Annotated in this window: 23 protein-coding genes and 1 tRNA gene; 10 read left to right on the forward strand and 14 right to left on the reverse strand. The window is 56.1% G+C overall.

The genetic code is table 11. From position 1 onward, the window contains the following. Positions 1-29 precede the first annotated feature (29 nt). Positions 30-614, forward strand: a complete 585-nt coding sequence (locus DX909_RS04180) for a C40 family peptidase (RefSeq protein ID WP_128543850.1) — start codon at positions 30-32, stop codon at positions 612-614. Here the strand turns inward: DX909_RS04180 and DX909_RS04185 are convergent. From DX909_RS04185 to DX909_RS04195, 3 genes are all read right to left on the reverse strand, one after another. Then, positions 611-1,210, reverse strand: a complete 600-nt coding sequence (locus tag DX909_RS04185) for an NUDIX hydrolase (protein WP_128543852.1) — start codon at positions 1,208-1,210, stop codon at positions 611-613. The two genes, DX909_RS04180 and DX909_RS04185, sit on opposite strands and share 4 nt — an antisense overlap. A gap of 68 nt (positions 1,211-1,278) precedes the next feature. Beyond that, a tRNA-Ala gene (locus DX909_RS04190) sits at positions 1,279-1,355 on the reverse strand. Positions 1,356-1,500: 145 nt separating this feature from the next. Continuing rightward, a complete protein-coding gene (locus DX909_RS04195; RefSeq protein WP_128543853.1) occupies positions 1,501-1,980 on the reverse strand; it encodes a DUF3299 domain-containing protein in 480 nt (159 codons plus the stop codon). Positions 1,981-2,157: 177 nt separating this feature from the next. On the opposite strand from DX909_RS04195, the gene DX909_RS04200 reads away from it, so the two are divergent. The 7 genes from DX909_RS04200 to DX909_RS04230 all read left to right on the forward strand — a co-directional run bounded on the left by DX909_RS04200 (position 2,158) and on the right by DX909_RS04230 (position 9,006). Continuing rightward, positions 2,158-3,675 carry a sensor histidine kinase gene (locus DX909_RS04200; protein ID WP_229310941.1) on the forward strand — a complete coding sequence of 506 codons (1,518 nt, stop codon included), beginning with the start codon at positions 2,158-2,160 and terminating at the stop codon, positions 3,673-3,675. Next, positions 3,644-4,297, forward strand: a complete 654-nt coding sequence (locus DX909_RS04205; RefSeq protein WP_510186345.1) for a response regulator transcription factor — start codon at positions 3,644-3,646, stop codon at positions 4,295-4,297. The genes DX909_RS04200 and DX909_RS04205 overlap by 32 nt, the downstream gene beginning before the upstream one ends. A gap of 111 nt (positions 4,298-4,408) precedes the next feature. Continuing rightward, positions 4,409-5,044: a peroxiredoxin gene (locus DX909_RS04210; protein WP_128543856.1), complete on the forward strand. Its 636-nt coding sequence runs from the start codon at positions 4,409-4,411 to the stop codon at positions 5,042-5,044. A 132-nt stretch (positions 5,045-5,176) separates the two neighbouring features. Then, a complete protein-coding gene (locus tag DX909_RS04215; RefSeq protein ID WP_128543857.1) occupies positions 5,177-5,437 on the forward strand; it encodes a hypothetical protein in 261 nt (86 codons plus the stop codon). A 93-nt stretch (positions 5,438-5,530) separates the two neighbouring features. Further along, on the forward strand, positions 5,531-6,319 hold the full coding sequence (locus tag DX909_RS04220; protein WP_229310942.1) for a glycoside hydrolase family 25 protein: 789 nt from the start codon (positions 5,531-5,533) through the stop codon (positions 6,317-6,319). Between the two features lie 29 nt (positions 6,320-6,348). Next, positions 6,349-8,004, forward strand: a complete 1,656-nt coding sequence (gene pgi, locus DX909_RS04225) for a glucose-6-phosphate isomerase (protein ID WP_128543859.1) — start codon at positions 6,349-6,351, stop codon at positions 8,002-8,004. A gap of 303 nt (positions 8,005-8,307) precedes the next feature. Further along, positions 8,308-9,006, forward strand: a complete 699-nt coding sequence (locus DX909_RS04230; protein WP_229310943.1) for a PorT family protein — start codon at positions 8,308-8,310, stop codon at positions 9,004-9,006. 52 nt (positions 9,007-9,058) lie between these two features. Here DX909_RS04230 and DX909_RS04235 read toward each other — a convergent pair whose 3' ends face one another. The 6 genes from DX909_RS04235 to hisS all read right to left on the reverse strand — a co-directional run bounded on the left by DX909_RS04235 (position 9,059) and on the right by hisS (position 16,159). Then, positions 9,059-9,862: a carcinine hydrolase/isopenicillin-N N-acyltransferase family protein gene (locus DX909_RS04235; protein ID WP_128543862.1), complete on the reverse strand. Its 804-nt coding sequence runs from the start codon at positions 9,860-9,862 to the stop codon at positions 9,059-9,061. Further along, entirely contained in the window at positions 9,859-11,592 is a 1,734-nt protein-coding gene (locus DX909_RS04240; RefSeq protein ID WP_164851190.1) for a hypothetical protein, read from the reverse strand. The genes DX909_RS04235 and DX909_RS04240 overlap by 4 nt, the downstream gene beginning before the upstream one ends. A gap of 102 nt (positions 11,593-11,694) precedes the next feature. After that, positions 11,695-12,795, reverse strand: coding sequence for a helix-turn-helix domain-containing protein (locus DX909_RS04245; protein ID WP_128543865.1), 1,101 nt, complete (start codon positions 12,793-12,795; stop codon positions 11,695-11,697). Between the two features lie 80 nt (positions 12,796-12,875). After that, positions 12,876-13,874: a S41 family peptidase gene (locus tag DX909_RS04250; RefSeq protein WP_128543867.1), complete on the reverse strand. Its 999-nt coding sequence runs from the start codon at positions 13,872-13,874 to the stop codon at positions 12,876-12,878. A gap of 35 nt (positions 13,875-13,909) precedes the next feature. Beyond that, on the reverse strand, positions 13,910-14,698 hold the full coding sequence (locus tag DX909_RS04255) for a hypothetical protein (RefSeq protein ID WP_128543869.1): 789 nt from the start codon (positions 14,696-14,698) through the stop codon (positions 13,910-13,912). A gap of 87 nt (positions 14,699-14,785) precedes the next feature. Next, complete coding sequence (hisS, locus tag DX909_RS04260; protein WP_128543871.1) at positions 14,786-16,159, reverse strand: histidine--tRNA ligase; 1,374 nt, start codon at positions 16,157-16,159, stop codon at positions 14,786-14,788. A gap of 91 nt (positions 16,160-16,250) precedes the next feature. Between hisS and DX909_RS29435 the strand changes: the two genes are divergently transcribed. After that, positions 16,251-16,409 carry a hypothetical protein gene (locus DX909_RS29435; RefSeq protein ID WP_164851191.1) on the forward strand — a complete coding sequence of 53 codons (159 nt, stop codon included), beginning with the start codon at positions 16,251-16,253 and terminating at the stop codon, positions 16,407-16,409. 88 nt (positions 16,410-16,497) lie between these two features. Here the strand turns inward: DX909_RS29435 and DX909_RS04265 are convergent, their stop codons facing one another. Further along, positions 16,498-16,833 (reverse strand): hypothetical protein, encoded by a 336-nt coding sequence (locus DX909_RS04265; protein ID WP_128543873.1) that lies wholly within the window; start codon positions 16,831-16,833, stop codon positions 16,498-16,500. A 149-nt stretch (positions 16,834-16,982) separates the two neighbouring features. Here DX909_RS04265 and DX909_RS04270 point away from each other — a divergent pair, with 149 nt between their 5' ends. After that, complete coding sequence (locus DX909_RS04270; RefSeq protein ID WP_128543874.1) at positions 16,983-17,753, forward strand: class I SAM-dependent methyltransferase; 771 nt, start codon at positions 16,983-16,985, stop codon at positions 17,751-17,753. Positions 17,754-17,771: 18 nt separating this feature from the next. On the opposite strand, the gene DX909_RS04275 is transcribed toward DX909_RS04270, so the two are convergent. The 4 genes from DX909_RS04275 to yidC form a co-directional block, all read right to left on the reverse strand. After that, the gene (locus DX909_RS04275; protein WP_128544278.1) at positions 17,772-18,779 is read right to left on the reverse strand and encodes a glycosyltransferase family 2 protein; all 1,008 of its coding nucleotides are present in this window, start codon (positions 18,777-18,779) and stop codon (positions 17,772-17,774) included. A gap of 10 nt (positions 18,780-18,789) precedes the next feature. After that, a complete protein-coding gene (hemL, locus tag DX909_RS04280) occupies positions 18,790-20,073 on the reverse strand; it encodes a glutamate-1-semialdehyde 2,1-aminomutase (RefSeq protein ID WP_128543876.1) in 1,284 nt (427 codons plus the stop codon). A 42-nt stretch (positions 20,074-20,115) separates the two neighbouring features. Next, on the reverse strand, positions 20,116-21,840 hold the full coding sequence (locus DX909_RS04285; protein WP_229310944.1) for an ABC transporter substrate-binding protein: 1,725 nt from the start codon (positions 21,838-21,840) through the stop codon (positions 20,116-20,118). 94 nt (positions 21,841-21,934) lie between these two features. Next, entirely contained in the window at positions 21,935-23,776 is a 1,842-nt protein-coding gene (yidC, locus tag DX909_RS04290; RefSeq protein WP_128543878.1) for a membrane protein insertase YidC, read from the reverse strand. Between the last annotated feature and the right edge of the window lie 82 nt (positions 23,777-23,858).

Consider the following 23,858-nt stretch of genomic DNA (forward strand, 5'->3'; position numbering starts at 1 on the left):
CAAACGATAGCCTACTGGTCAAGGAAGGTATGCAGGAAATCATCTTGCGGGCTGTATCCCGCCCCCTCTGGTTTGTGGTCGCACTGGCGCTGTTCGTTTCGTCCTGTTCGTTTTTCCGTTCTTCCCCCTACACGCCACCGGCCCGGCGCAAAGCTCCGGTAACGGCAACCCGGAAACCGGCGGCCAAACCCCTGAAAGTAGTCGATACGAAAACCTACCAGAAAGGGTATGTCCCGCAGGTGGTCAGAATTGCCCGGACCTACACCGGCACCCCGTACCGCTCGGGCGGCTCGACCTCAGACGGGATGGACTGCTCGGGGCTGATTTTTGCGGTTTTCAATACGGTCGGGCTGGAGATGCCCCGGATTTCCTGGCAGCAGTCCGAAATCGGGTATGAAGTCGAGGTCCCGGAGATCCAGGCGGGGGATATTCTCTTTTTCGTTCCCGACAAGGGGAAAGCCGGCTACGTATCCCACACCGGCATCGTGACGGAAGTGCGGGGAGAAACCAACATCGTATTCATCCATGCCTCCTCCTCCCGGGGGGTTCGGGAAGACAATCTCTTTTCGGATTATTTCAAAGGGCGGTTCGTCAAGGCCGTCCGGCCGTTTTAAAGGTCCCGCCAGTGAAACCGGGGTTGGGCAGGCGTTGAAACCGATCCGGTTTTCAGGAAAGCATCGATCCCGTTCAGGGCATACAGAAACATTTTCGGAAGCGGTATGAGGGGCAGGGTCCGGCTTCGGCCCGTCAGTTCGTCTTTCAGGCCGGACAAAGGAAGGTAGCGAATTTCGGCAATTTCTTCTTCCTGAAATTCAAATCCGTTCACCGGCCGGTCGGTCCGCCAGAGATAGACGGCGGTATGCTCCCGGTCGGTCAGGCCGCTGCCTTCGTCAAACCCGTCGACGACCATAGTGTATAGAAAATGCAGGTCTTCAAGCCGGATCGTTACCCCAAGTTCCTCCTCCAGTTCCCGCCGGGCCGTTTCTTCGTAGGTTTCCCCGGCCGAAACATGCCCCCCGAAGCTCAGGTCCCACACGGAGGGAAACAGGTCCTTATCGGCCTGCCGCAGGTTGCACAGCAGTTCGTTTTCTCCATTCAGGACGTAGACATGGGTGGTCCGGTGCCAGTCGCCGTCCCGGTGAATCTGCGGTTTCGGTTTGGAATACCCCAGCGGGCGGTTCGCTTCATCGACGACATCCAGCCATTCCATAGGATCGGTTGTGATTTCCGGTGCAATACCGAAAAAACAAAAAAGCCGCTTGGGGCGGCTTCGGTTTTTGGTGGAGATAGTCGGATTCGAACCGACGGCCTCTACAATGCCATTGTAGCGCTCTAGCCAACTGAGCTATACCCCCGAATTGTGGGTGCAAAGATGAGAGACAGTTTGCAAAAATGCAAATCAATTTTTGAACTGTCGAATGGTTGAATGATCGAATTGGGCTTCGCCAGACCCCATTTCGGGATGTTTTCAATCATTCATTCAATCATTCAACTACTCAATCATTGTTCAATCATCTCAGCATCAGCGATGATGTAGTTCAGCTCGTAGATATTGTCGGCGTTCAGCTTCAGAGTACCCGTAAACGTCCGGCGTTCATCGGTTTTAAATTTCCGGCCGGTTTTTTTGAATTTCAGGGAAACGACCGATTCCGGACCGGCGCCCCCGCAGAAGAAACAGGCGCTGTAGGGAAAGGCCGAAAGCACGTAGGAATTGGATTCGATGTCGACCGGAAGGACGTAGCCGGTCAGTTCGACGGACTTGCCGTTCAGTTTCTGAATGCTGGGGCCGAAGGTCGGATACAACATGTACACTGACTCTTCCGGGTACCATTTTTTCTTGAACGTCACATCGCGCAGCGTCTCCCACGACAGCTTCACCGGTTCGGCTACGACGGAGGGGTTACCGGACTTGATAACCGGGGTAAAAGCGGTGGAAGCAAACAAGGCTAAAAGGGTAACGAGAGCAGTTATTTTTTTCATGAGCGGATGTCACTGAATCGGTTTATCACAAATCTACATCGTTTTGCCCTTTTAAAACAAGCCCCGAAACGGATTGGTTCGAAACAGGCCGTTTTCAAATCATCGGGGCCGTTTCACCGCCAAATATTTGTTTATTTTGTTACCTTTACCATATCAACGTGGTTGACTATTAGAACCGTGTCGGAATTACTTAACGTTTCAACAGAGACTGACCAGCCTTCAGCCCGTCATTTCAGCCGCCTGTTTATTATCACGCTCGTCATTGTGGCCCTGCTTCTGACGGTCGGCGAAGTGGTGACCCAACTGATTACCCAGCACCAGGTGGACCGGGTAATGGTGATTCGCGTGGCTGCCATGCAGCGCCACCAGAGCCAGCAGATCGTCAACAAGGCCCTTCAGCTCAGCAGTTCCGCCAACAGCCCGCGATTCTACAGCATCCTCTCCGAACTTCAGCAGATCTATGCCGTCTTTGAAACCAACCACCGCTACGTCGAGCAGGGGCGGATTCCCGGTCAAGACATCGTAATCTCGAACAGCGACAGCGTTCAGTACCGTTACCGTCAGGTTCGCCCCTATTTCGATTTTTTCCGTCAGAGCACCACCCACCTGATCCGCAAAGCCCGGCAGGCCGGCAGCGCGCGGAACCTCCACGCCGATGAGGAACTGGCGGTTCTTCTGGCCAACGAAAGGCCGTTTCTCGAAAAAATGGACGCGGTTATCCAGCAGTACAACCGCGAAAACATTTATTACCTGAATACCCTCCAGAAACTGGAAATCTTCATTTACCTCTTTACCATCACCGTACTCGCCCTGATCGGCTGGTTCGTGCTGCGGCCGGCCGTCAGCAAGTTTCAGGAAGTGATTTCCCAGCTGGTCGAAGCCGAAAACCGGACCGCCACCACCAACCGCAAACTGCTTTCCCTGAACCGCACCCTCAAAGAAACCCGCCAGCAGCTGTTCGACGCCACCCGGCAGCAATACCAGCAGCAGATGGACGAGCAGAAAATGCGGACCTCCTACCTCGTGGCCGGACAGGAGGAAGAACGGAAACGGCTTTCCCGCGAGCTGCATGACGGCATCGGTCAGATGCTGACCGCCATCAAACTCCAGGTCGAAAGCCTGGAGAAAAGCCTGAACGGCCCGGCGAAAGAGGTGAAGAATCTGGCGGTGCTGAAAACCCTGATCGCCCAGACCATCCAGGAAACCCGGAACGTCTCCAACAACCTGATGCCGACGGTTCTGAGCGATTTCGGGCTGATTCCGGCCGTCAAGATGCTCGCCGATACGCATGACAAGAACAGCCCCATCGAGGTGAGTTTTCATACGAACCTCTCCAACGTCCGGCTGGATAAAAGCGTGGAAATCGGGCTGTACCGGATCGCCCAGGAGGCCGTCAGCAACGCCATTCGCCACGCCGAACCGCACCAGATTACGATCGATCTGTTCGAGAAAGACGATTACCTGCACCTGATCGTCAACGACGACGGCAAGGGCTTCCGGATTCACCGGAGCCGCAAGGAAGAGAATAAAAGGCCGTCGCAGGGCATTCACAACATGCACGAAAGAGCCGCCCTGATCAACGGGAAGTTCAAGATTTCGTCCGCGCCCGACAAAGGCACCAAAGTCCAAGTCAGTATACCTTTTAAACTCGCTTACCAGGAATATGAGTACACTCAAACTAATGCTGGTCGATGACCATTCCATCGTCCGAAACGGAATCCGATCACTGTTGGAACAGAGCGATGAATTTACCATCATAGATGAAGCCGGCGATGGCGAAGAGGCCCTTGAAAAACTCAAAACACAGCAGCCGGACATCGTTCTGATGGACATTTCCCTGCCGGGAATGTCGGGGATCCAGACTACCCAGATCATCTCGCGTTTATATAAGAATGTGAAGACGCTGATGCTCTCGATGCATAACAACGAGGACTATATCCTGCGCTCGGTCGAAGCCGGGGCCTTCGGGTATATTCTGAAGGATTCCTCCAGCGATGAGATGATGAAAGCCCTCCGGACCATCTCCAGCGGGGAGAAATACTTTAGCTCCCCCGTGGCGACCATCATCCTGAACGGCTACATGCATCAGCTCAAAAAGACGGAACGGAGCAGCAAAATGCGTCGGTCGAAACTCTCCAAGAAAGAAAAGGAGATCCTCCAGTTCCTCGTCGACGGCATGAGCAGCCGCGAAATTGCCGAAAAGCTCCAGCTTTCGGTCCGCACCGTCGACAACCACCGCGCCAATATGATGCGCCGGCTTCAGGTGAAAAATGCGGCTGAACTGGTGAAGATGGCCGTAGAAGAAAAATTAATTTGAATTATTAATTGTTTAGTCTAAAATTTCGGCGACTTATCCTCGGCCCAGGCCGACCGATAAGTCGCGGGATTTTTCTATTAATTATATAGGATAACTAAACAACATACGACCATGGCATTACGATTAGGCGACATCGCCCCGGACTTCACCGCCGAAACCACCGAAGGTACGATCCACTTCCACGAATGGCTGGGCAACTCCTGGGGCATGATCTTCTCCCACCCGGCCGACTTTACACCCGTCTGCACCACGGAACTGGGCCGCACGGCTTCCCTGAAAGACGAATTCGAAAAGCGGGGGGTGAAGGTCGTCGCCGTCAGCGTCGATCCGCTCGACTCCCACCACGAATGGATCAAGGACATCAACGAAACCCAGAACACGACGGTCAATTTCCCGCTGATCGCCGATCACGACCGGAAGGTGGCCGAACTGTACGACATGATTCACCCCAACGCCAGCGAAAAAGCGACGGTGCGTTCGGTGTTCATCATCGGCCCCGACAAAAAGATCAAGCTGACGCTGACCTATCCGGCTTCGACGGGTCGGAACTTCTTCGAAATCCTGCGCGTGATCGACTCGCTGCAGCTGACGGCCAACTACCAGGTAGCTACCCCGGCCGACTGGCAGGAAGGGGAGGACGTCATTGTCGTTCCGGCGGTCAGCACCGAAGACGCCGTGAAGAAATTCCCGAAAGGGGTCAACATCGTCAAGCCGTATCTGCGGACGACTCCCCAGCCGAATAAATAATTAGGAATTTTCCTGAAAAGGCGGATCCGGCGGGTCCGCCTTTCTTTTTTTCGGGTCATTCTTCGATCATTATTTCTAACATTTTTGAAGAATCGCCGGTTGTCATTACTGTTACATCAAACATGCTTCGTTATGACAACTGACGTAAAAAAAGGCGCAAAAAATTTCAATCCCCAGCACAAGGAGGGACCGGTAGCCGAGGCTATCGAAGAACAAACCGCCAAACTGCCTTCGGATATCTTCCTGTGGGCGGCCCTGGCCTCGATGGGGGTTTCGCTCTTTTATAAATTCCAGGGTGAAAACGACAAGAGCCTGTTTGTGGGCCAGTGGCCGGCTCCGTTCCTGCTGCTGGGTCTTTACAACAAGCTCGTCAAGCTGGAAGGCCACGATTAATCGACCGGTATCCCGAAGGGAAAATAAAAAGGGGGAGGCAAATGCGGAATTTCAATTCCCTTTTCCTTCTCCCTTTTTATTTTTGCCCCGACTATGGAGCAACTCATTCTCTTTCTTTACCGGAAACGGAAGGCCCTGATTGGGCCGCTGGTGGTGGGAATGGTGGTGGTGACGGCCCTCTGGTGGTTTCCCAAAAAGAAGGAAATCAATGAGTTGCAATGGCAGTATGTCCAGCCGTTCGGCATCCGGGTTCCGCTGAAATACACAGTCCACGGCATCGACGTCTCTCACCATAACCATCGAATCGACTGGAAGCGGGTCTGTCAAATGCAGGCCGGCGGTCTGGCTCTCCAGTTCGTGTTCGTAAAAGCCACCGAGGGGGCTACCCTGGTCGACCGACGATTCCAAAGTAACTGGCGCGAAGCCCGGAAGGCCGGCCTCCGGCGCGGTGCCTATCACTTTTACCTCCCCCGTCGCGACCCCGTCAAACAGGCGCGCAACTTCATCAATACCGTCACCCTGGAATCCGGTGACTTTGCCCCGGTTCTCGACTTCGAAACGGATGCCGCCGGGAAAATACCGTCTGACCGGCTCATCGCCGACCTCCGGCTCTGGCTGAGCATGCTGGAGGCCCATTACGGCATCAAACCGATAATTTATACCAACCGACATTTTTATCTGCTTTACATTGAGGGTAATTTTGACGACTACCCGCTCTGGATTGCCGACTATACCACCGAACATCCCAAAGCGTTCCAGAGTGACCGGCTGTACCTCTGGCAGCATAACAAGGGCGGGTGGGTCGACGGAATCCGGGGGCATGTCGACTTCAATGTGTTCGTTCACGAACCCGAGCGGATAAATGAGATCTGTGTGAATTAATGAATCAGTTGTAACCTTTACTTCCAGCGATGCTCTCCAATCATTCTTTCCTGCAACTTCCTGCTTATCAACAGCTTCAAGACCACTTTGAGCAGATTAAAGACCGGCACATGAGGGACCTGTTTGCGGAAGACCGGGATCGGTTTTCCCGCTTTTCTCTCCGATTCGAAGACATCCTGGTCGATTTTTCCAAAAACCGTATTACCGACGAGACCCTCCGGCTCCTCCGCCGGCTGGCCGGGGAAGCGGGGCTCTATGATGCCATCGAAAAGATGTTTTCCGGGGACCGCATCAACGTGACCGAAGACCGGGCCGTGCTTCATGTCGCGCTCCGCAACCGCTCCAACTCCCCCATCGAAGTAGAAGGCAAAGACGTCATGCCGGAAGTGAATGAGGTTCTGGACAAAATGAAGGTGTTTTCGGAGCGGATCATCTCCGGAGAATGGAGAGGGTATACCGGAAAGCCGATCACCGACCTGGTCAATATCGGCATCGGCGGCTCCGATCTCGGCCCGGTGATGGTAACCGAAGCCCTGACGCCTTTCAAGGTACCGCACCTGAATGTCCATTTCGTGTCCAACGTCGACGGGGTACATATCTATGAGACGCTGCAACGGGTCGATCCTGAAACCACCCTGTTCATGATCGCTTCCAAAACCTTCACGACCCAGGAAACCATGGCCAATGCGCACAGCGCCCGCCAATGGCTGATCGGGAAAGCGGGCCAGGAAAGCGCCGTGGCCCGCCATTTCGTTGCCGTCTCGACCAATCGGTCCGAAGTGGAAAAATTCGGCATCGACCCCGCCAATATGTTCGGTTTCTGGGATTGGGTGGGCGGCCGGTATTCCCTCTGGTCGGCCATCGGGCTATCCATTGCCTGCTCGGTCGGGTTTGAAAACTTCCGGGAACTGCTGGAAGGCGGCCACGCCATGGACCTGCACTTCCGCAATGCCCCGCTCGAAGAAAACATCCCGGCCACGCTGGCGCTGCTCGGAATCTGGTACAACAATTTCTTCGGGGCCGAGTCGCAGGCGATTCTTCCCTATGACCAGTACCTGCACCGGTTCGCGGCCTATTTTCAGCAGGGCGATATGGAAAGCAACGGTAAATCCGTCGACCGCGACGGCAACCCGGTCAATTACCAGACGGGCCCCATCATCTGGGGAGAACCCGGCACCAACGGCCAGCACGCCTTTTACCAGCTGATCCACCAGGGGACCAAGCTCATCCCCTGCGACTTCCTGGCACCGGCGATCACCCATCGGCCCCTCGGAAACCACCATCAGTTACTGCTTTCCAACTTTTTTGCGCAAACCGAGGCCCTGATGAACGGGAAGTCCGGGGAGGAAGTGGTGACCGAATTCCGAAAGGCCGGAAAATCCGAGCAGGACATCGAACTGCTGAAACCGTTCAAGGTGTTCTCCGGAAACCGCCCGACCAATTCCATCCTGGTAAAGAAAATAACCCCCCGGACGCTCGGCAGCCTGATCGCTCTCTATGAACACAAGATTTTCACGCAGGGCGTAATCTGGAACATCTTCAGCTTCGATCAGTGGGGCGTCGAACTGGGCAAACAGCTGGCCAACCGAATTCTGCCTGAACTCGCCGGGGAAGCGCCCGTTACCACGCACGACAGTTCCACAAATGGTTTGATCAATTACTACAAAGAATTAAGAAATGCCTAAACAATCCAAAAGATGGGCAGTTATAAGGGTGTATGTCAATCATACACCCTTTTTTTGTGCAACTTCAACAACGTTATGACAATGAAAACCAAAAGTACCTTGCTTGCGCTGTGCCTGGTAGGAACGTGGGGCGCATACGCTCAGACAAGCACTACGTATTCGTCGGATTCTTCGCGTACCAATACCACGACGACAAACACGAATGCCATCGGCACGGATTCTACGATCCGTTCAAATTCTACAGGTTCTACGGGTTCAACGGGTTCGACCACCGGTACCACCGGATCAACCGGTTCGACCACCATGGACAACAACTCTTCGAACACCTCCAGCCCGTCGATGTCCAATTCCTCGACAAACAGCTCGATGGGTACGACCGACAACACCTCAACAGGCACCTATCAATCTACGACCTCCTCTTCCGGCAGCAACCGTTCACGGGAAGGGCGTCCGAAGTACGACAAGCCTTACAAAGCCTTTACGGGTGGTTTTTATGCCGGTGCCAACACGACCCGCTACCGGGGTGAAGATGTAGACGGCAATAACCTGAACGGTCGGCTGGGTTACCAGATCGGTGTCTTCGCTCGCGGGGGCGGTCGTCTGTACGGTCAGCTGGGGGTTGAATATTTTGCGACCAGTTCCAATTTCTTCAACCCGGGCGACGGTCAGACCCTGAACGACATTTCGGGTAAGATCGACACGAAATGGATCCAGGTTCCGGTTCTGGTCGGTGTGAAACTGGCACAGTCCGAGCGTGGTATCTCCGCCGTGCGGCTTGCCGTCGGTGCCGAGTATGCTAACCGGCTGAGTTCCAGCAACAACGTAAACATCGACGAGGGTGAAATCCGGAGCGGCACCTTCCTGGGTCTGGCCAATCTCGGCTTCGACATCGGGCCGCTGCTGATCGACTTTGTTTATCACCACGGATTTTCGGATGCCGTGCGGGGCTTCAACAACTCGCAGCGCCGGACACTGGGCCTGAACGTAGGCTTTAAGTTTTGATTATACGTCATCAACAAACCGTTTGGGCTCTGCCGGTATCGGCAGAGCTTTTTTATTTTCTACCTGCCGCAGCGAACAGGGATTCCAGCGATTGCCGCCGTTTGCCCTTCTGAAGCATCCGGGCCAGGTTCAGGCCAATACCCCGTTGGAAATCGGTCCGACGATAGACCCAAACCTCCCCTGCCTTCAGGTCATACACGTTGGAATAGGCCGTCAGTTCCTGCTGGTGGGTTTTCGATAAAATCCGCACCGCATTGGCTACCGTCGCCGACGAATCCCTTGCCAGTAGGTCCGCAGCGGTTTGAAACCGGCGGCAGACCGGCTCGTTGCCGTAGGAAGGATCGACCAGGTTGAAGTTGGTCAGAAGCTGAAACGGTTGGCCCTCTCTCCGATGAATGACCGGTTTACCGTCGTATGCGCCGAGAACGGCCGAAGCTCCGGATCGATCGGCCAGCAGGATATGCGCCCGTTCGAGGTCGGGCAGACGGTATTGGGTCAGGAAGGTCAGGGCTGCCTCAACGGTCGGGCAGCGTTCCAGCAAGGCCCGCCAGACGGCTCCTGGAAAAGCCGGTTTGTTTCCGAAGTCCAGCGGTACGAACGGGGTGGCGGTCCCGTCGAAAAACAATCCGGCGGTATTCATGCCGCCCTGAAGCGCATGGTCCGAGGAAAAGGCAAACCCGATAAAGCCGTATCGGCCGGCTCCGGCCGGTTCAACAATCACTTCGGCATCCCGGGCAGGCCAGTCTTCGTGATTGGCGATCAGGACGTTCCGCCCGTCGGTCAGTACCAGAATCAGGCAGGCGGAAACGGGTTGAAGCAGGAGAAGCAGGATCGTGGTCAGGACGGTCCGTCTCATGGCGTCAGCAGGGTCCGACTGAATTTCACCTGCAGGTCGGGATACATCTTTGGGCCGTTGCCGGTAAAGTCGGCATAAGCGGCCAGCCCCGCCTGCACCGTCTCCGGCCAGTTATCCCGACGGATGCTTCGGACCAGCGTCCAGTCGCCAGCGCCTTCTTTCCGGGTCAGAAACCGGAATTCATTGCCCCGTCGTTCGATCCGGAGCCATTGGTTGTCCGACTCCGTACGGATGGGCTGTACCGCCGACCGCCCCTGTATGGTATTCTGAATCAACAGTTTGAGATTCTGATTTCCCCCCGTCCCCAACCCGAAGAACAGATGGTCGGGGGCATCATCGTGGTCCGGTACCCGAATCAGCAGACCTCCGGCCTGAAACCCGCGGTCGGGCGCCTGCGTGGTATCCCGGGCTTTTCGAACCTGTACCAGGGCCTCCAAACCGAAATCCCCCGTTCGGTTCTGGTACAGCATTCCTCCCGTGCGGTCATCCCTCCAGGCCGATTTGACCAATGGTCTCAGAACCAGGGTGGACGGCTGTTCCATTACCTGCAGGAAAGGCGCCTGAAGCTTTTTCCAGACCGTATCCTGCCGGAGGCTCGGGCCGACGACCGCCCCGCCCAGTTCCCGGGCTACCTCCCGAATGGCGGTAGTCGGGCTGATTACCGGCAGGGCGCCCCAGAAGGTTTCGTCATAGTCGGTGGGGAGATTGATGGCCAGATTTTGCGGGAGCCAGCGGTCCGCGACCACGGGCGGCTCGACCGGCCCGGCGCTTCGGCCGGTGATCACCAGTTCGCTGGTGATCACTGCCTGAACGTCAAGGTCTTTTTTAGGCTGTCGATACTGAAAATGAAAGGAAAAGGCGGCATAGGTCATTTCCCAGATGCCTTCCCGAAACCGGTAATCGGCCCGCACATCGAGTCTTTTCCGGACCAGATCGATCCGGAGCAGACCGGCAATCAACTGGTCCGAACCACTCAGGTGCCGGAGGTAAGGAAGGCCGCGGGGACTGAATCCGGCTTCATACCGCACCACGGCCGCAGTGGCGGAATCGAGGTACATCACCCCTTTCTGCAACGCTTTCCGGACGCCTTCCCGCTGGTCGAACCGGACGACATATACCGGCCGCTCGTCCAGCACCGTCATCGAATCGAGCGTGTAATCGTAACGATCCAGAAATTCATTCTGTAAAAAAGTGGGCGGGTTCAGCCGAATGTCAAACCCAATGGCCTCCTGCGGCCCCCCACCAGGGTGGAAATCTTCGAACAGCCGGGTGGCTTTCACATTCCGGCCGGACCGTCCCTGCACCAGTTTCAGCAACACTTTTTCCTTCTTTCCGGGAAAAGTAAAAACCTCGAAAACGGCTTCGGACAACGCCATATCCGCTTCCTGATCGCGGATGATTTCCCGGTAAAATGCCTGAGACTTACCAGGTTTTTGTTCGTATCGGATCGGGATGGCTTCAATAGCTTTCCGCACCAGGGCCACGGCTTTCGGAAGGACGACGTTTACTTCCGCCAGTTGAATGACGCCCGGTTTCAGAATTACCTCCATCGGCGAGGTCGCCGGCAGTCGAAGCCGCTGAAAACCCAGCAGGGAAAAAGTCAGGGAATCGCCCGGTCCGGGAAATGAAAGCCGGAAGACTCCCTCTTCATTCGTCACTGTTCCGACCCGGGCATCGGAACCGGTAAAAACATAGACTCCGGCCAGCGGTTTTCCTTCCGGGTCCGTCACCCGGCCTTTTGCCCAATGGACTTGCCCGATGACCGGTAGGCCAGTAAAAATAAGGAGAGCCGGCAAAAGAAGCCGAATGCGCGTGAATTTCATGCTTCAAAGCTACCTTCCGCCGGCCCCACCGTGTTCCGGTTGTTCAAAGCGAACGTCTTTTCCGGGCAATTTTCGGTATTCCGACGGACTCAGGCCGGTTACTTTCTTAAACGTGGTGTTAAAGGCCGTCTTGGAATTGAAACCGGCTTCGAAACCGACTCCGACGATGGAAAAGTGCGCTTTGGCCGGGTCGGTCAGGAGTTGTTTAGCTACCTCCACCCGGTAGCCGTTGACCAGATCGGTAAAACTTTTTCCGAGCTGTTCATTAATGACTTGAGAGACATAAAACCGGTTGATTCCCAATTGTTTGGCCAGCCCGTCGAGTGTCAGGTCCGGTTCAAGATAGGCTTTCTTCTGTTCCAGATAATTCAGGATTTGCCGGAGATATTGCTCCTTGTCAGGGGCGGTGAGGGCCGAGTTCTGATACCGGGCCTGCTCCCGGGCGGCTTCCTGCCGGGGTTTGACCAGATCCGGCTGAACCAGCGCCCAGTAGGACATCACATACACCACGCCCACACACCCCACCTGAACTACCGGCAGCAATCCGGCCGCAAACGGCATTCCGAAAGCCAGCAGGTACGTCGTGATAAAGGCCAGCGCATACACGCCCAGTAAAAGGAGCAGCAGGCCGTTCATCCAGGCCAATACCGCCCGGTCCGCGCTTCCGGCCTGCCGGGCCCGTCGTACCCTTCTCAGCGATGCCAGCGTATACCCGATCAGCTGAAGAAAGAAGAAGTTGGCCATCCCGAATTCCACCAGGTCGTTCCCTTCGTTTCCGATCAGGCTCCAGAGAAGCAGCAGCGCCCAGTAGATTGGGGTCGTCGATGTATGGCGGAGGATGATCCTGAACCCGACCGGATCGCCCAGAAAAGACCGGACATAAAAATAAAGGAGCGGACCATACAGAAAAACCAGCCCACCCAGGGCCGCATTGGCCCAGAACGGCAGGATGGATTGGTAAAAAGGTTCGGTCAGGCCGAGGGCGAACAGGGCCACAAACAGCGCCCAGAACCGGTTGGCGGCCCGGTTGTTCTTCCGGAAAACCAGCAACAGGGCCAGCAATCCTCCCTGGACAACCCCCAAAATGGATATGATTTCAAACCACTGCATCCTCCGGCGCGTTGATTCCGCCTTAAAGATGCAATTTTATCCCGATTGGCTGCTCCCCCAATCTGTGTGGGGGTTTCGGCTCAGAAGAGACTCAGCGCCCGTTCCAGCAGGGTGTCGCGGCCCCGCAGCCGGTCCTCCTCGGTCTGATCGACCCGAAGGTCGGGTTCGACGCCGTTTTCGATGATGAAACCGTCCGGCAGATAGGTAATCGAGGAGGAAAAATTGAAGGACCAGCCGTTGGGCAGTTCCCAGCCGACGGGGGAGCCTCCGCCCCCGCCGGTGCGGTCGCCGACGACGGTCACGCCCGGAAAGGCTTTCATCATGGCCGTGAAGAAATTGGCCGCGCTGTAAACCGTCCGGTTCGTCAGGATTACGACCTTTTTCGGAAGCGGCTTGCCCGAGGGTTCCAGATAAGCCTCGTCCGGGGCCGTGAAGTCGTTGGGGCCGGGGCCGTTCTTGTAGAGGGTAGTATAGACGTGCCGTCGCTGATCGGCCAGCCGCCGTCCGAGCCGGAAACCGTTGATCGGGTTGCCGCCCTCGTTATTCCGGATATCGATGATGACGCCCTGCGCCCCGGCAAATTTGTCGGCCAGGTAATCCAGTTGGGCGTCGGTGATCGGCTGGATAAAGCTCCCGTAATAAATGTACCCGACCGTCCCGTTTTTCAGCAACGTATTGACCATCCGCCCCGTCCGTTCAGTGTCTCTCCAATAGGATTTGTCCAGCAGATGCCGGTCGAAATTGGCCGGCGCGTCGATATACCAGTTGTAGTAATACAAATCGAACTCCGATCGCAGGTTCACATGGCCGTCGCGCAGCACATCCAGCATATCCGACATGAGGTTCCACAATTCCCGTTCGGTGGTCTGGGGCGTAACCCGGGGGCGGTAAACGGCATACACCGAATCCCAGTCGATGTGTTTGTAGGCAAAAAAGGAATAACGCTCCTTCAGCGTCGTCCAGAGGACGTCGAAATTTTTCTCGGGCGTATTGGGCGGGTCCTTCTCGATAAAGACCTGCTCGCAGCCTGTCAGAAAACCAAACACCAGCAGGAACAGACTCAGTTTCAATGCTTTCATAAACTGATCATTTCAGGTTGTGTGGGATGCGCGGCTCAAAGCCGGATCAGAAGTTGAACGGATAGGGAATGCCGGCCGATGGTGGCCGGAAAAGGCCGGTCGTACTGATAGAAACTCCACTCGTAGGTCAGCCGTAGCTGATTTTCACCGGCAATCGGGTAGGTCAGCCGGGTGGTGGAGAGCAAAGCCGGAAACCGGTTCAGGGTGACGATCCGGGCGTCCTTCAGCCTCTCCCCAAGAAAGTCGTTCTGCGGGTCGATGTAGTTGTAAAGATTGAGGTAACTGGGCCGGATAACGTGACTCAGAAGCGGCAGTTCTCCCATCCAGGATAGCCGGGCGGATTTCCGGCCCAGCCGCACGGTTCGTTCGACGCCCCCGGTGGCTTCGAGGGAGTTGGCAATCAGAAAGGAGATCATGCCGGTGTCGTTCTGCTCGGTGACCCGGATGGAATTGTGCCAGCGCCAGGCCCCTCCCAGAAACCACCGCCAGCGGTCGGATTCGTCGGAAAGCCAGCGGTTGTGGTTGTAAAAAAGGTCGGCCCGGTAAACCGTGCTTTGCATCGGCCGCAGGGCCGTCGCGTTTTTGGAGTGAAGCTTTCCGAGGTCGCCGGTCAGGCTCCAGCCGGAAAAGGACCGGGATTTCCGTTTCTCGTAACTCAGGCCGATCAGAACGGGGTTGCCCCGGTAGGTCAGGGGCGATACGGTCGGGTCCCGGAGGGTATAGAACGAGGACCCGACCGCGAGGCCGCCGTATCGTTCTTTCGGGGTCTGGCCGAAAGCGGCCTGAAGCCCTGACACAGCAATGAAAAAAAGGAATCGAACCATGTGGACTGGCGGTATTTTCGGGTAAACATCCGCAGTCGGTTCGGCTTCCCTGTTCCGATTGATATGATCGAACGTCAAATAATTAATTTAGTCGGCTACGGCCGTCACTTTTCGGAGGATTTCTTCGGCGCTCAGTTTTTCCTGCGTTCCGCTGACCATGTTTTTTAGCGTCAGAAGGCCGGTTTCCAGTTCCTCCGACCCGATCAGCACCACGAACGGAATACGTTTGGCGTTGGCGTAGTCCAGTTGTTTCTTCACCTTGGCGGTATCGGGGTAAGCCTCGGCCGGGATGTTGTTCTCCCGAAGACGGGTCAGCAGGGGCAGCCCCGCCTTCCGGGCGGCTTCCTCCAGATGCACCACCAGTACGCGGGTCGATTGCAGGCCGGTTTCGGGAAAGAGGCCCAGTTCCTCCATTACATCGTAAATCCGGTCGACGCCGAGCGAAATCCCCACCCCTGAAAGGCCCGGCATCCCGAAGGCGCCGGTCAGGTTGTCGTAGCGGCCCCCGCCACTGATACTGCCGATCTGCACCCCGTTGGCCTTCACCTCGAAAATGGCTCCGGTATAATACGAGAGGCCCCGGGCCAGGGTCACGTCGAGCTGCATCCGGGCGTCCGTCAGACCGTACTGTTCTACCAGTTGCCAGACCTCCGCCAGTTCGGCCACCCCTTTCAGACCGGTTTCAGAAGTCGCCAGCCAGGACCGCAGTTGCTGAAAAGCCGCCGGCGTGTCCTCGGGGAACCGGAACATGGGTTCCAGCCGGTCGATGGAGCCCTCGGAAAATCCCCGCTGGCGGAGTTCTTCGATCACTTTCTCCCTGCCGATTTTGTCGAGTTTGTCGATGGCGACGGCCAGGGGCCCCTCCTGCCCTTCGGCCCCGACCACTTCCGCAATACCGGTCAGAATTTTGCGGTTGTTGATTTTGACGGTAAAATCCTGAATGCCGAGGTGGCGGAGACTTTCATGGAGCATCAGGACGATTTCGGCCTCACAAAGCAGGGAATCGGTGCCGACGACGTCGGCATCGCACTGCATGAATTCCCGGTAGCGGCCTTTCTGAGGGCGGTCGGCCCGCCAGACCGGCTGAATCTGATACCGCTTAAAGGGCATCGTCAGGGCATGGCGGTTCATGACCACAAACCGGGCGAAGGGCACCGTCAGGTCGTAACGCAGCCCTTTTTCAGAAATTTTCAGGGTGAGTTTCCGGGGACCGGCCTGCCAGTCGGCTTCGTTCAGACCGTTGGTATATTCGCCCGAATTCAAAATTTTAAATAACAGCTGGTCCCCTTCCTCCCCGTATTTGCCCATCAGGACGGACAGATTCTCCAGGGCGGGCGTTTCAAGCGGCTGAAATCCAAAGCGCCGGAACGTTTGCCGGATGGTTTCCAGCAGAAAGAGTCGCCTGCTCATCTGTTCCGGACCGAAATCGCGGGTGCCGCGGGGTAAACTCGGTTTTTGCATGCCGCAAAAATAGTAGCTGGGATTGGTTTATTCCCCTGTTTCCCTTAATTTTGCGGACTATTTGGTAACAGATTAATCAAACCATACGATCATGGGTGTATCAGAACTGAAACGGAAAGACCGGAAAAATAAAGCGCGTGCCAACAACAAAGTGGCCAAAATCAAACAATTGCTACGTCGGCCGGACATCAAGAATGTGGACGTAGAAGCCATCAAAGCTTCCTTTGCCGAGAAGAAAGGCCAGGCGTAACCGGGAAACGGCCGGTTGCGAAAAGGCGTCCTGCCGTTCGGTTGCCGTCGACTGTTCAGCAGCATTGAACTGAAATTTCAATACCTCGTTACGGTCGCCGGACGGGGTTTTGTTTTTTCTGGCGCTCCCGAACCTCTTTTCTGAGCTGCCGGCGGATGGTGCGCCGGACGTCGGTGCGAACCCGGAAAATGATGGCTTGCCCGAACAGCGACAATCCGGTGTTGATCACCACCAGGCTATATGTTCCGAGCAGGAACCAGCGGTTGAAGGGTTCTCCCGTATGCTTCAGATTTGCCGCTTCGCTGAAAACGCATAGGCCATACCCGATCAGAATTAGACTGAACGGTGCCAGCAGAAGCCATTTGGTGCGCGTACTCATGCGCTTGATCAAACGGCGGCCGGGGGGTTTGGCGGATGTGGGCATTGGATTCACGGTTCAAATGAATGAAACCTTATTAACCGGGAAAAACACCTGAATAGTGCCCCTGGGGTTAATAATAGCTTAACATAACAATTTGTTAACGAATAACCATCGTTAATTAGCAAACGCGAACGCATGGCGACCATTTTTTCATGAAAAAACTCATCAGCTTCGTCCTGAGAACCGTTCCCCGGCCCGTTCTCCAGCGGGTCAGTCACTACGCCATGAAGGTGATGGCGGTTTTTTACCGGGGCGACAAAGTCGAGTGTACGGTTTGCGGCAGCCATTTTCGGGAGTTTCTGCCCTACGGACGGAATGTGGCCCGGCCGAATGCCCTCTGCCCGAGCTGCCTTTCGCTGGAACGTCACCGGCTGATGAATCTGTACCTCAAACGGCGGACCAACTTTTATCAGGCCCCACTGAAAGTCCTGCATGTGGCCCCCGAACACTGTTTCATCGACCGCTTCGAGAAGCTGCCGAACCTGGACTACATCACGGCCGACATCGAATCTCCGCTGGCCAAGGTCAAGATGGACATCCACCAGATCCCATTCCCGGATAATACCTTCGACGTGGCTTTCTGCAACCACGTCATGGAACACGTCGACAACGACATTCAGGCCGGCAGCGAACTCTACCGGGTGCTGAAGCCGGGCGGCTGGGCGATTATCCAGTCACCGGTGGATTACTCCCGGCCCACGACCTACGAAGACGCGACCATCACGGACCCCAGGGAGCGCGAAAAACATTTCTGGCAGAGTGACCATGTCCGGCTGTTCGGGCAGGATTATGCCGAGCGGCTTGCCAAAGGCGGCTTCACCGTTCAGGAAGACCGGTTTGTGTTCGAACTGCCTAAGGAAGAAGTCCAGCGGTATGCCCTTCCGGGTGGGGAAATCATTTACTTCTGTCAAAAAGAAAAGTAGTAATTCCGCTTTAGGGCGTCAGGAGGGGTATTCCATATTGACCCCGGTTTCCTGATGGCCTTTCGGTTCGCGCAGTCGTTTCCAGCCCTCCTTCAGAAAACCGACTCCGTACCCGGTCAGCTGCACAAAAGCGGCTGCTACACTCAAAAACCCCACTTTCAGGCTTTTTTCCTTCCGGGTCGCATCGATCAGGATCAGCACCGAAAACAGCAGGAGGGCTCCGGTTGCCAGTACGCCCGGCAACTGATGAATGAACCACCAGAAGGGCACCGACATCCAGAAAAGGGTAAAAAGCGCCGGAAAAAGATGAACCAGTTTCAGTTCTGAAGGATAAAACCGGGAGATATTGATCCGCGCCCGGCCAAAAAACCGGAGCTGCCGGAAAAACTGACCGAAGTTCGTCCGGCGTTTGTGGTAGATGAACGCTTCCGGGATCAGGCCGGTTTTGAAGCCGTGGTCGATGATCCGGATGGCGAATTCGATGTCCTCCCCCATCCGGCTGATCCGGTAACCGCCGATGGTTTCGTACACGCTCCGCGACAGCCCCATATTGAAGCTGCGGGGGTGATAATTCCCACCCAGGTTCTTTTTACTACCCCGGATGCCGCCCGTCGTGAAGGGCGAGGTCATCGAATAGCTGATGGCTTTCTGGATGGGCGTAAAATCCGGATGGGCGGCATCCGGCCCCCCGTAGGCATCCAGCCAGGCGGTCTTCAACTGCCGGTCCACAGCCTCGAAATAATGGGGAGGCACCAGCGCGTCGGAATCGAAGATGACGAAATAATCACCGCTGGCCCGCTCGAAACCGTAATTCCGGGTAAAGCCCTGCCCACTGTTCGGCTTGAAAAAATACCGGATATCGAAGGTTTCCCGAAAAGCCGCCACCACGCTCTCCGCCCGCTCGACCGATCCGTCTTCGATGACCAGAATTTCGTCCGGCTTCCGGGTCTGCCGCGACAGACTGTCGAGCAGCTCGCGCAGTTCGTCGGGGCGGTTATAAACCGGAATGATGACGGAATAGCGGATGTTCATTCCCTTAAAGTACTTCCTTCAGCGACTCCTCATTGGCCTGAATGACCTGATCGACCAGATCGTCCGTCAGGGCTACCGATAGAAACAGGCTCTCGAACTGCGAGGGAGCCAGATACACGCCCCGACGGAGCATGGCGTTAAAATACCGCCCGAACAGGGGCAGATCGCAGGTTTTGGCGTGGGCAAAGTCGGAGACCGGCCGGTCGGTCATGAACAGGGTGTACATGGACCCAAGGTGGTTGATGGTGAAATTCAGGCCGAGTTTTTCCAGCGTCTGCCGGAAGCCGCCGACCAGCCGGGAGCCGATTTCTTCGAGCCGGGTATAGACTTCCGGATGGCCGTTCAGATACCGGAGCATGGCCAGCCCGGCCGACATGGCTATGGGGTTCCCCGACAGCGTACCGGCCTGATACACCGGCCCGACCGGCGACACTACCTCCATAATTTCCTTCCGGCCCCCATAGGCACCGACCGGCATACCGCCCCCGATGATCTTTCCCATCGTGGTCAGGTCCGGCCGGATGCCGAACCGCTCCTGCGCCCCTCCTTTCGCCAGCCGGAAGCCGGTCATGACCTCATCGAAAATCAGCAGGATGTCATATCGGTCACAAAGATCGCGCAGGCCCTGAAGGAATCCGGGTTCGGGCAGGACACAGCCCATGTTCCCGACGACGGGTTCCAGAATGACGGCCGCCACCTGGTTGGCGTTGGCCTGGATCAGTTGTTCGACGGCCGCCAGATTGTTGTACGGGGCCGTCAGGGTGTCCAGGGCGGTGGCCCGCGTAACGCCGGGGCTGTCCGGTGTACCCATCGTGATGGCTCCGCTGCCGGCGGCAATCAGAAACGAATCGCCATGACCGTGGTAACAGCCTTCGAATTTGATGATTTTGTCGCGGCCGGTGAAGCCCCGGGCCACACGGATGGCCGCCATGGTGGCTTCCGTGCCGGAATTGACCATCCGGACCATCTCGACGGAGGGCACCATTTCGACGATCAGCTCGGCCATCTCCACCTCCTTCCGGGTTGGTGCCCCGAACGAGAAAGAGTGCCGGATGGCCTCCCGAATGGCTTCTTCGACCGGTTCGAAGGCGTGGCCGAGAATCATCGGCCCCCAGGAGTTGATCAGTTCGATATAGCGGTTGCCGTCTTCGTCAAAAATATAAGGGCCTTTGGCGGATTTGATGAACAGGGGGTTGCCGCCCACCGCCCGAAACGCCCTGACCGGGGAGTTGACGCCACCGGGAATCAGTGTTTTCGCCTTTTCAAATAATTGCTCGCTCAGCGACATGGGAATGATTGAATGATGGAATCATGGAGTGATTGAATTCCATCATTTGATTTGGGTGAATTTTGTGCCGTCAAATTTAACGATGGGAACGACCTGGTTTTCATTTCCGGCGGTATAATCGAAACCGGAAAGCAGAAATCCCTCTTCCGGCGCCCCCCTCATCTGGTTCCGGCCCATCAGTTGACCCCGGTTCCGGGCCAGCGCCCGGCCGAAGAAAAGAAGCATATCATAGCCCTGGTAGGCATAGGTCGACGGAATGATGTTCCGCTGTTCCAGGTACTGCTCGCCGAATTCGTTCAGCTCGGGTCGCTGCGGATCGACAAAATCCGGATACAACAGGTAAAGGTCCGTCCGGGTAAAGGTCGAAAGCGGCTCCTTTTCAAAATCGAAGCCGGAGGAGGTGGCAATTACCGGGACGTTGATTTTCCGTTGAGCCAGCAGTTTAACCAGCTTCGGCCCCATAGACTCATCGCTGAACGCCAGAAAAACGTGGGCGGGTTTGTTCGTCTCCGAAACCCGGATCATTTCCGGGTCCCCAATTTTCAGGGCGTCGATGAGCTGGAAGCCCTGCCGGCGAAGTTCATTCTGGTACAGGGCGGCCAGCGTAGAGTCTTTGCGGCTGGTTCCGAAGTAGACGGCGGCTTTTCGTCCCGGTGACAGGCTTCGGGCAAAATTGGCTGTTTTTACCGCCTGCTGATTCAGGGAGGGGGCGGCCAGAAATGCCAGCGGCTGGTTGGCCACCAGGTCGCTGCTGGTCGAAATCGGATTGACCAGAGGAATGCCGTTCAGGTTCGCGTATTCCATCGCAATGCGGTTCGGCTCGGCGTAGAGCGGACCAATCAGGAGATCGTTCTGGGCAAAACCCGGATTCACGATCAGACCGGTCATTTTGGCCGGGTCGTTATCGACGTCGTACGCAAACAGATTGACGGTGATCCCCTCCGACTGAAGGCGGTTTTTAGCCATCTTCATGCCGTTGTACAGATCAAGCGCGTACTGGTTGGAACGGGCACGCTCCTCCGGATCGAGGTCATTAACCCGGAAAGGAAATAAAACCGCCACGTTAAAATAGCCTTTGTTCCGATTGCGTTCGGGTTTACCCGGAACCGTTGTGCTGCTGGTTTCCACCTCAACCGGTTTTGGCCGGCTGGAGGCCGTCGGGACCCCGAAGCGGTTGGTGAGCCGGTCGGAAAGCTCCAGGTCGGCGGTGGCGGTGGACGACCGCTGGATGAGGTCGATCAGGGCCAGGGCCAGATTCCGGTTGTTCGGGTAGGCCTTCTGCAACTGTTTCAGCCGGTTGAGGTCGGAGATCTGGCTGAAATAATACGGTTCCATGCGATTGATCTCCGTTTTCAGGGACGCATCGGAAATCCGGCTCAGGGCTTCCAGTCCGTCCTCAAACTGGCCGCTTTCCAGACTGGCCGCGGCCAGCAGGTAATGGGCATCGTCCATCTTTTTCCAGTCCGGAAAACGGTCCTTCAGCTGCTTCAGCATCAGCCGGGCCTCCGAATACCGTTTCTGTTTATATTCGGCCAGGGCGTAGTAATAGTGGGCATAAGGGGCAATGCCGCCGTTCTGGCGCTCGGTCAGGGGCGCCAGTTCCGCTTTGGCTTTCGTGTAGTCCCCCTGTTGGATGAACCGGACCGCCGACCGGTACCGCCTTTCGCCGGGGTCGGTCTGGGCCTGAACCATCCCTTCGGCTCCCAGTAGAGCCAGAAGCAGAAACAGGAACCCTGATAAAGTGGTGTGACCAGTAACCTTGTGCATGTGATTCGCTGAAATGGAAGCAGGACAAAACTAACAAAACCAACACGTCTGTGCTGGTTTTGTTAGAACATCTTCTCGAAAACAGGGCGAAATCTCAGGACTTTTTGCTTCGGCGTTTCGCTTCCTCAGCCTGTTTTCTGGCTTCCTCGGCCTGCTGGAGAGAGCGTTGAAGCATATCCTGAAACTTGGATTTCTTTCCTTCACCCCGGACAAACTTTTTCCGGTTTTCTTCGAGAACCGCCTTGAGTTTATCCTCGTCGACAAACCGGCGGATCAGCTGCTGCTGGGTAATCGTGACGACGTTGGACACAAAATAATAGAACGTCAGACCGGCCGGGAAGGAGTTCAGGACGAACATGAACATCAGCGGAAAAATATAGCTGAGGGCCTTCATATTGACCGGACTGCCCGGCTGGGCCGGCGTCATCTGGTTGTTATACCAAGCATACACAAGGCTCGATGCCGTCATCAGCACCGTAAACAGGCTCAGGTGCGACCCGAGGAACGGAACCGTGAACGGAAACCTGATGAATGAGTCGTAGGTGGAAAGGTCGTTCGACCACAGGAAGGATTTCTGCCGCAGTTCGATAAGGTTGGGAAACAGGAAGAACAGCGCCATCAGGATCGGCATGGTCGCCAGAACCGGGATACAGCCGCTGAGCGGGCTGACGCCCACCTGCTGATAGAGCTTCATGGTTTCGGCCTGCTGCTTGGCCATATCGTCACCCACCTTCTCCCGGATGGCGTTCACCTCCGGCCCCAACACCCGCATCTTGGCCATGCTCACGTAGGAGCGGTAGGTCAGCGGGGTCAGGATCAGTTTGACAAAAACCACCAGCGCGATGATCAGGACACCATAGTTTCCGATAAACTGCTCGAAGAGGTTGAACACCGGCACGAAGAAATATTTGTTGACCGGCTTCAGGAAGGCATACCCGAGGTAAACGTTCTGGTCGAATTCGGGGGCCACCTCATCCAGAATCTGGTAGTCGTTGGGACCGAAATAAAACCGGTAACTGCCTTTGCCGGAACTCAGGTCGGCCATCGGCAGCCAGACGTCGGCCACCGCCGTTTTGACGTAGGTCTGGTCTTCGGGATCGACCACGGTTTTCAGATTCGCCTTCGGAAACGGACTGGTCCTGGCAATGAACCCCGCCAAAAAGTATTTGTGCTTGATGGTAAACCAGCGAACCGGTTCTTCGAGCGTCGTCTCCTGATTGCCCGACCCTTCGGTCAGTTTGTCGAAGTTTTCGTCGGCGGTCAGGTAGTTGATGGTGGCCGATTTCCGATTTTCTTCGAGGTCGTTTTCAAACTGCCGCATCCGGTCTTCCCAGATGAAACGAACGTCCTCGTTCCGGACCAGATTCTGCAAACCATTCAGTTTCAGATCATATTCCACCACATACCCTTCGGCCGGGATGGTGTAGGTCTGCTCAATGGACTCCGTCGGTGAAAGGGCCAGCCGGAAGGTAATCCGCTGCGCTCCACCCTGAACGGTGGTGGTCGCCGGCGCGGTGGTCTGAAAATACAGCTTTTCGAGGTTGGTTTTGCCGGTTCGGGTCGGCAGTTCCATCGTCATCCGGCTGCTGTTCTGGTCGATCAGAATCAGCGGTTTCTGATCGTAGGTCTTGTATTTCTTCAGCAATACCTCCTTGACCCGGCCTCCCAGCGTACTGAAAGTCACCCGGATATCCGGGTTCTCCACGACGATGTCACGGCTCTGGCCGGTCGCGGCCGACGCAAAATCGCCGTACAGGGCCCGGGCAGCCGCCGAATCGACGGGGGCATCGGCTTTCCGGGCGGCAGCCGGGGCGGATTTGGTGCTGGTTTTGGCCTGTTCGGGTTTCTTTTCCGGTGCCGGCTTGGGCACCAGCAGTTGATACCCCAGCAGCATTGCCAGAATCAATACAATCCCAATAACTTGATTACGATCCATTTGTCAATTTGAACCGCACCGTCTCCCGACGGTGCGAATAAACGTATAACTGCACAGTCGGGAGACTGTGTTTGAAGAGAAC

The sequence above is a fragment of the Larkinella soli genome (genome assembly GCF_003703975.1).
GTDB lineage: Bacteria > Bacteroidota > Bacteroidia > Cytophagales > Spirosomataceae > Larkinella > Larkinella soli.

Coding starts and splice junctions, on each gene's coding strand:
- DX909_RS04180 (WP_128543850.1), top strand. CDS start 30: ATGCAGGAAATCATCTTGCGGGCTGTATCCCGCCCCCTCTGGTTTGTG.
- DX909_RS04185 (WP_128543852.1), bottom strand. CDS start 1,210: ATGGAATGGCTGGATGTCGTCGATGAAGCGAACCGCCCGCTGGGGTAT.
- DX909_RS04195 (WP_128543853.1), bottom strand. CDS start 1,980: ATGAAAAAAATAACTGCTCTCGTTACCCTTTTAGCCTTGTTTGCTTCC.
- DX909_RS04205 (WP_510186345.1), top strand. CDS start 3,644: ATGAGTACACTCAAACTAATGCTGGTCGATGACCATTCCATCGTCCGA.
- DX909_RS04210 (WP_128543856.1), top strand. CDS start 4,409: ATGGCATTACGATTAGGCGACATCGCCCCGGACTTCACCGCCGAAACC.
- DX909_RS04215 (WP_128543857.1), top strand. CDS start 5,177: ATGACAACTGACGTAAAAAAAGGCGCAAAAAATTTCAATCCCCAGCAC.
- DX909_RS04220 (WP_229310942.1), top strand. CDS start 5,531: ATGGAGCAACTCATTCTCTTTCTTTACCGGAAACGGAAGGCCCTGATT.
- pgi (WP_128543859.1), top strand. CDS start 6,349: ATGCTCTCCAATCATTCTTTCCTGCAACTTCCTGCTTATCAACAGCTT.
- DX909_RS04230 (WP_229310943.1), top strand. CDS start 8,308: ATGGACAACAACTCTTCGAACACCTCCAGCCCGTCGATGTCCAATTCC.
- DX909_RS04235 (WP_128543862.1), bottom strand. CDS start 9,862: ATGAGACGGACCGTCCTGACCACGATCCTGCTTCTCCTGCTTCAACCC.
- DX909_RS04245 (WP_128543865.1), bottom strand. CDS start 12,795: ATGCAGTGGTTTGAAATCATATCCATTTTGGGGGTTGTCCAGGGAGGA.
- DX909_RS04250 (WP_128543867.1), bottom strand. CDS start 13,874: ATGAAAGCATTGAAACTGAGTCTGTTCCTGCTGGTGTTTGGTTTTCTG.
- DX909_RS04255 (WP_128543869.1), bottom strand. CDS start 14,698: ATGGTTCGATTCCTTTTTTTCATTGCTGTGTCAGGGCTTCAGGCCGCT.
- hisS (WP_128543871.1), bottom strand. CDS start 16,159: ATGCAAAAACCGAGTTTACCCCGCGGCACCCGCGATTTCGGTCCGGAA.
- DX909_RS29435 (WP_164851191.1), top strand. CDS start 16,251: ATGGGTGTATCAGAACTGAAACGGAAAGACCGGAAAAATAAAGCGCGT.
- DX909_RS04265 (WP_128543873.1), bottom strand. CDS start 16,833: ATGCCCACATCCGCCAAACCCCCCGGCCGCCGTTTGATCAAGCGCATG.
- DX909_RS04270 (WP_128543874.1), top strand. CDS start 16,983: ATGAAAAAACTCATCAGCTTCGTCCTGAGAACCGTTCCCCGGCCCGTT.
- hemL (WP_128543876.1), bottom strand. CDS start 20,073: ATGTCGCTGAGCGAGCAATTATTTGAAAAGGCGAAAACACTGATTCCC.
- DX909_RS04285 (WP_229310944.1), bottom strand. CDS start 21,840: ATGCACAAGGTTACTGGTCACACCACTTTATCAGGGTTCCTGTTTCTG.
- yidC (WP_128543878.1), bottom strand. CDS start 23,776: ATGGATCGTAATCAAGTTATTGGGATTGTATTGATTCTGGCAATGCTG.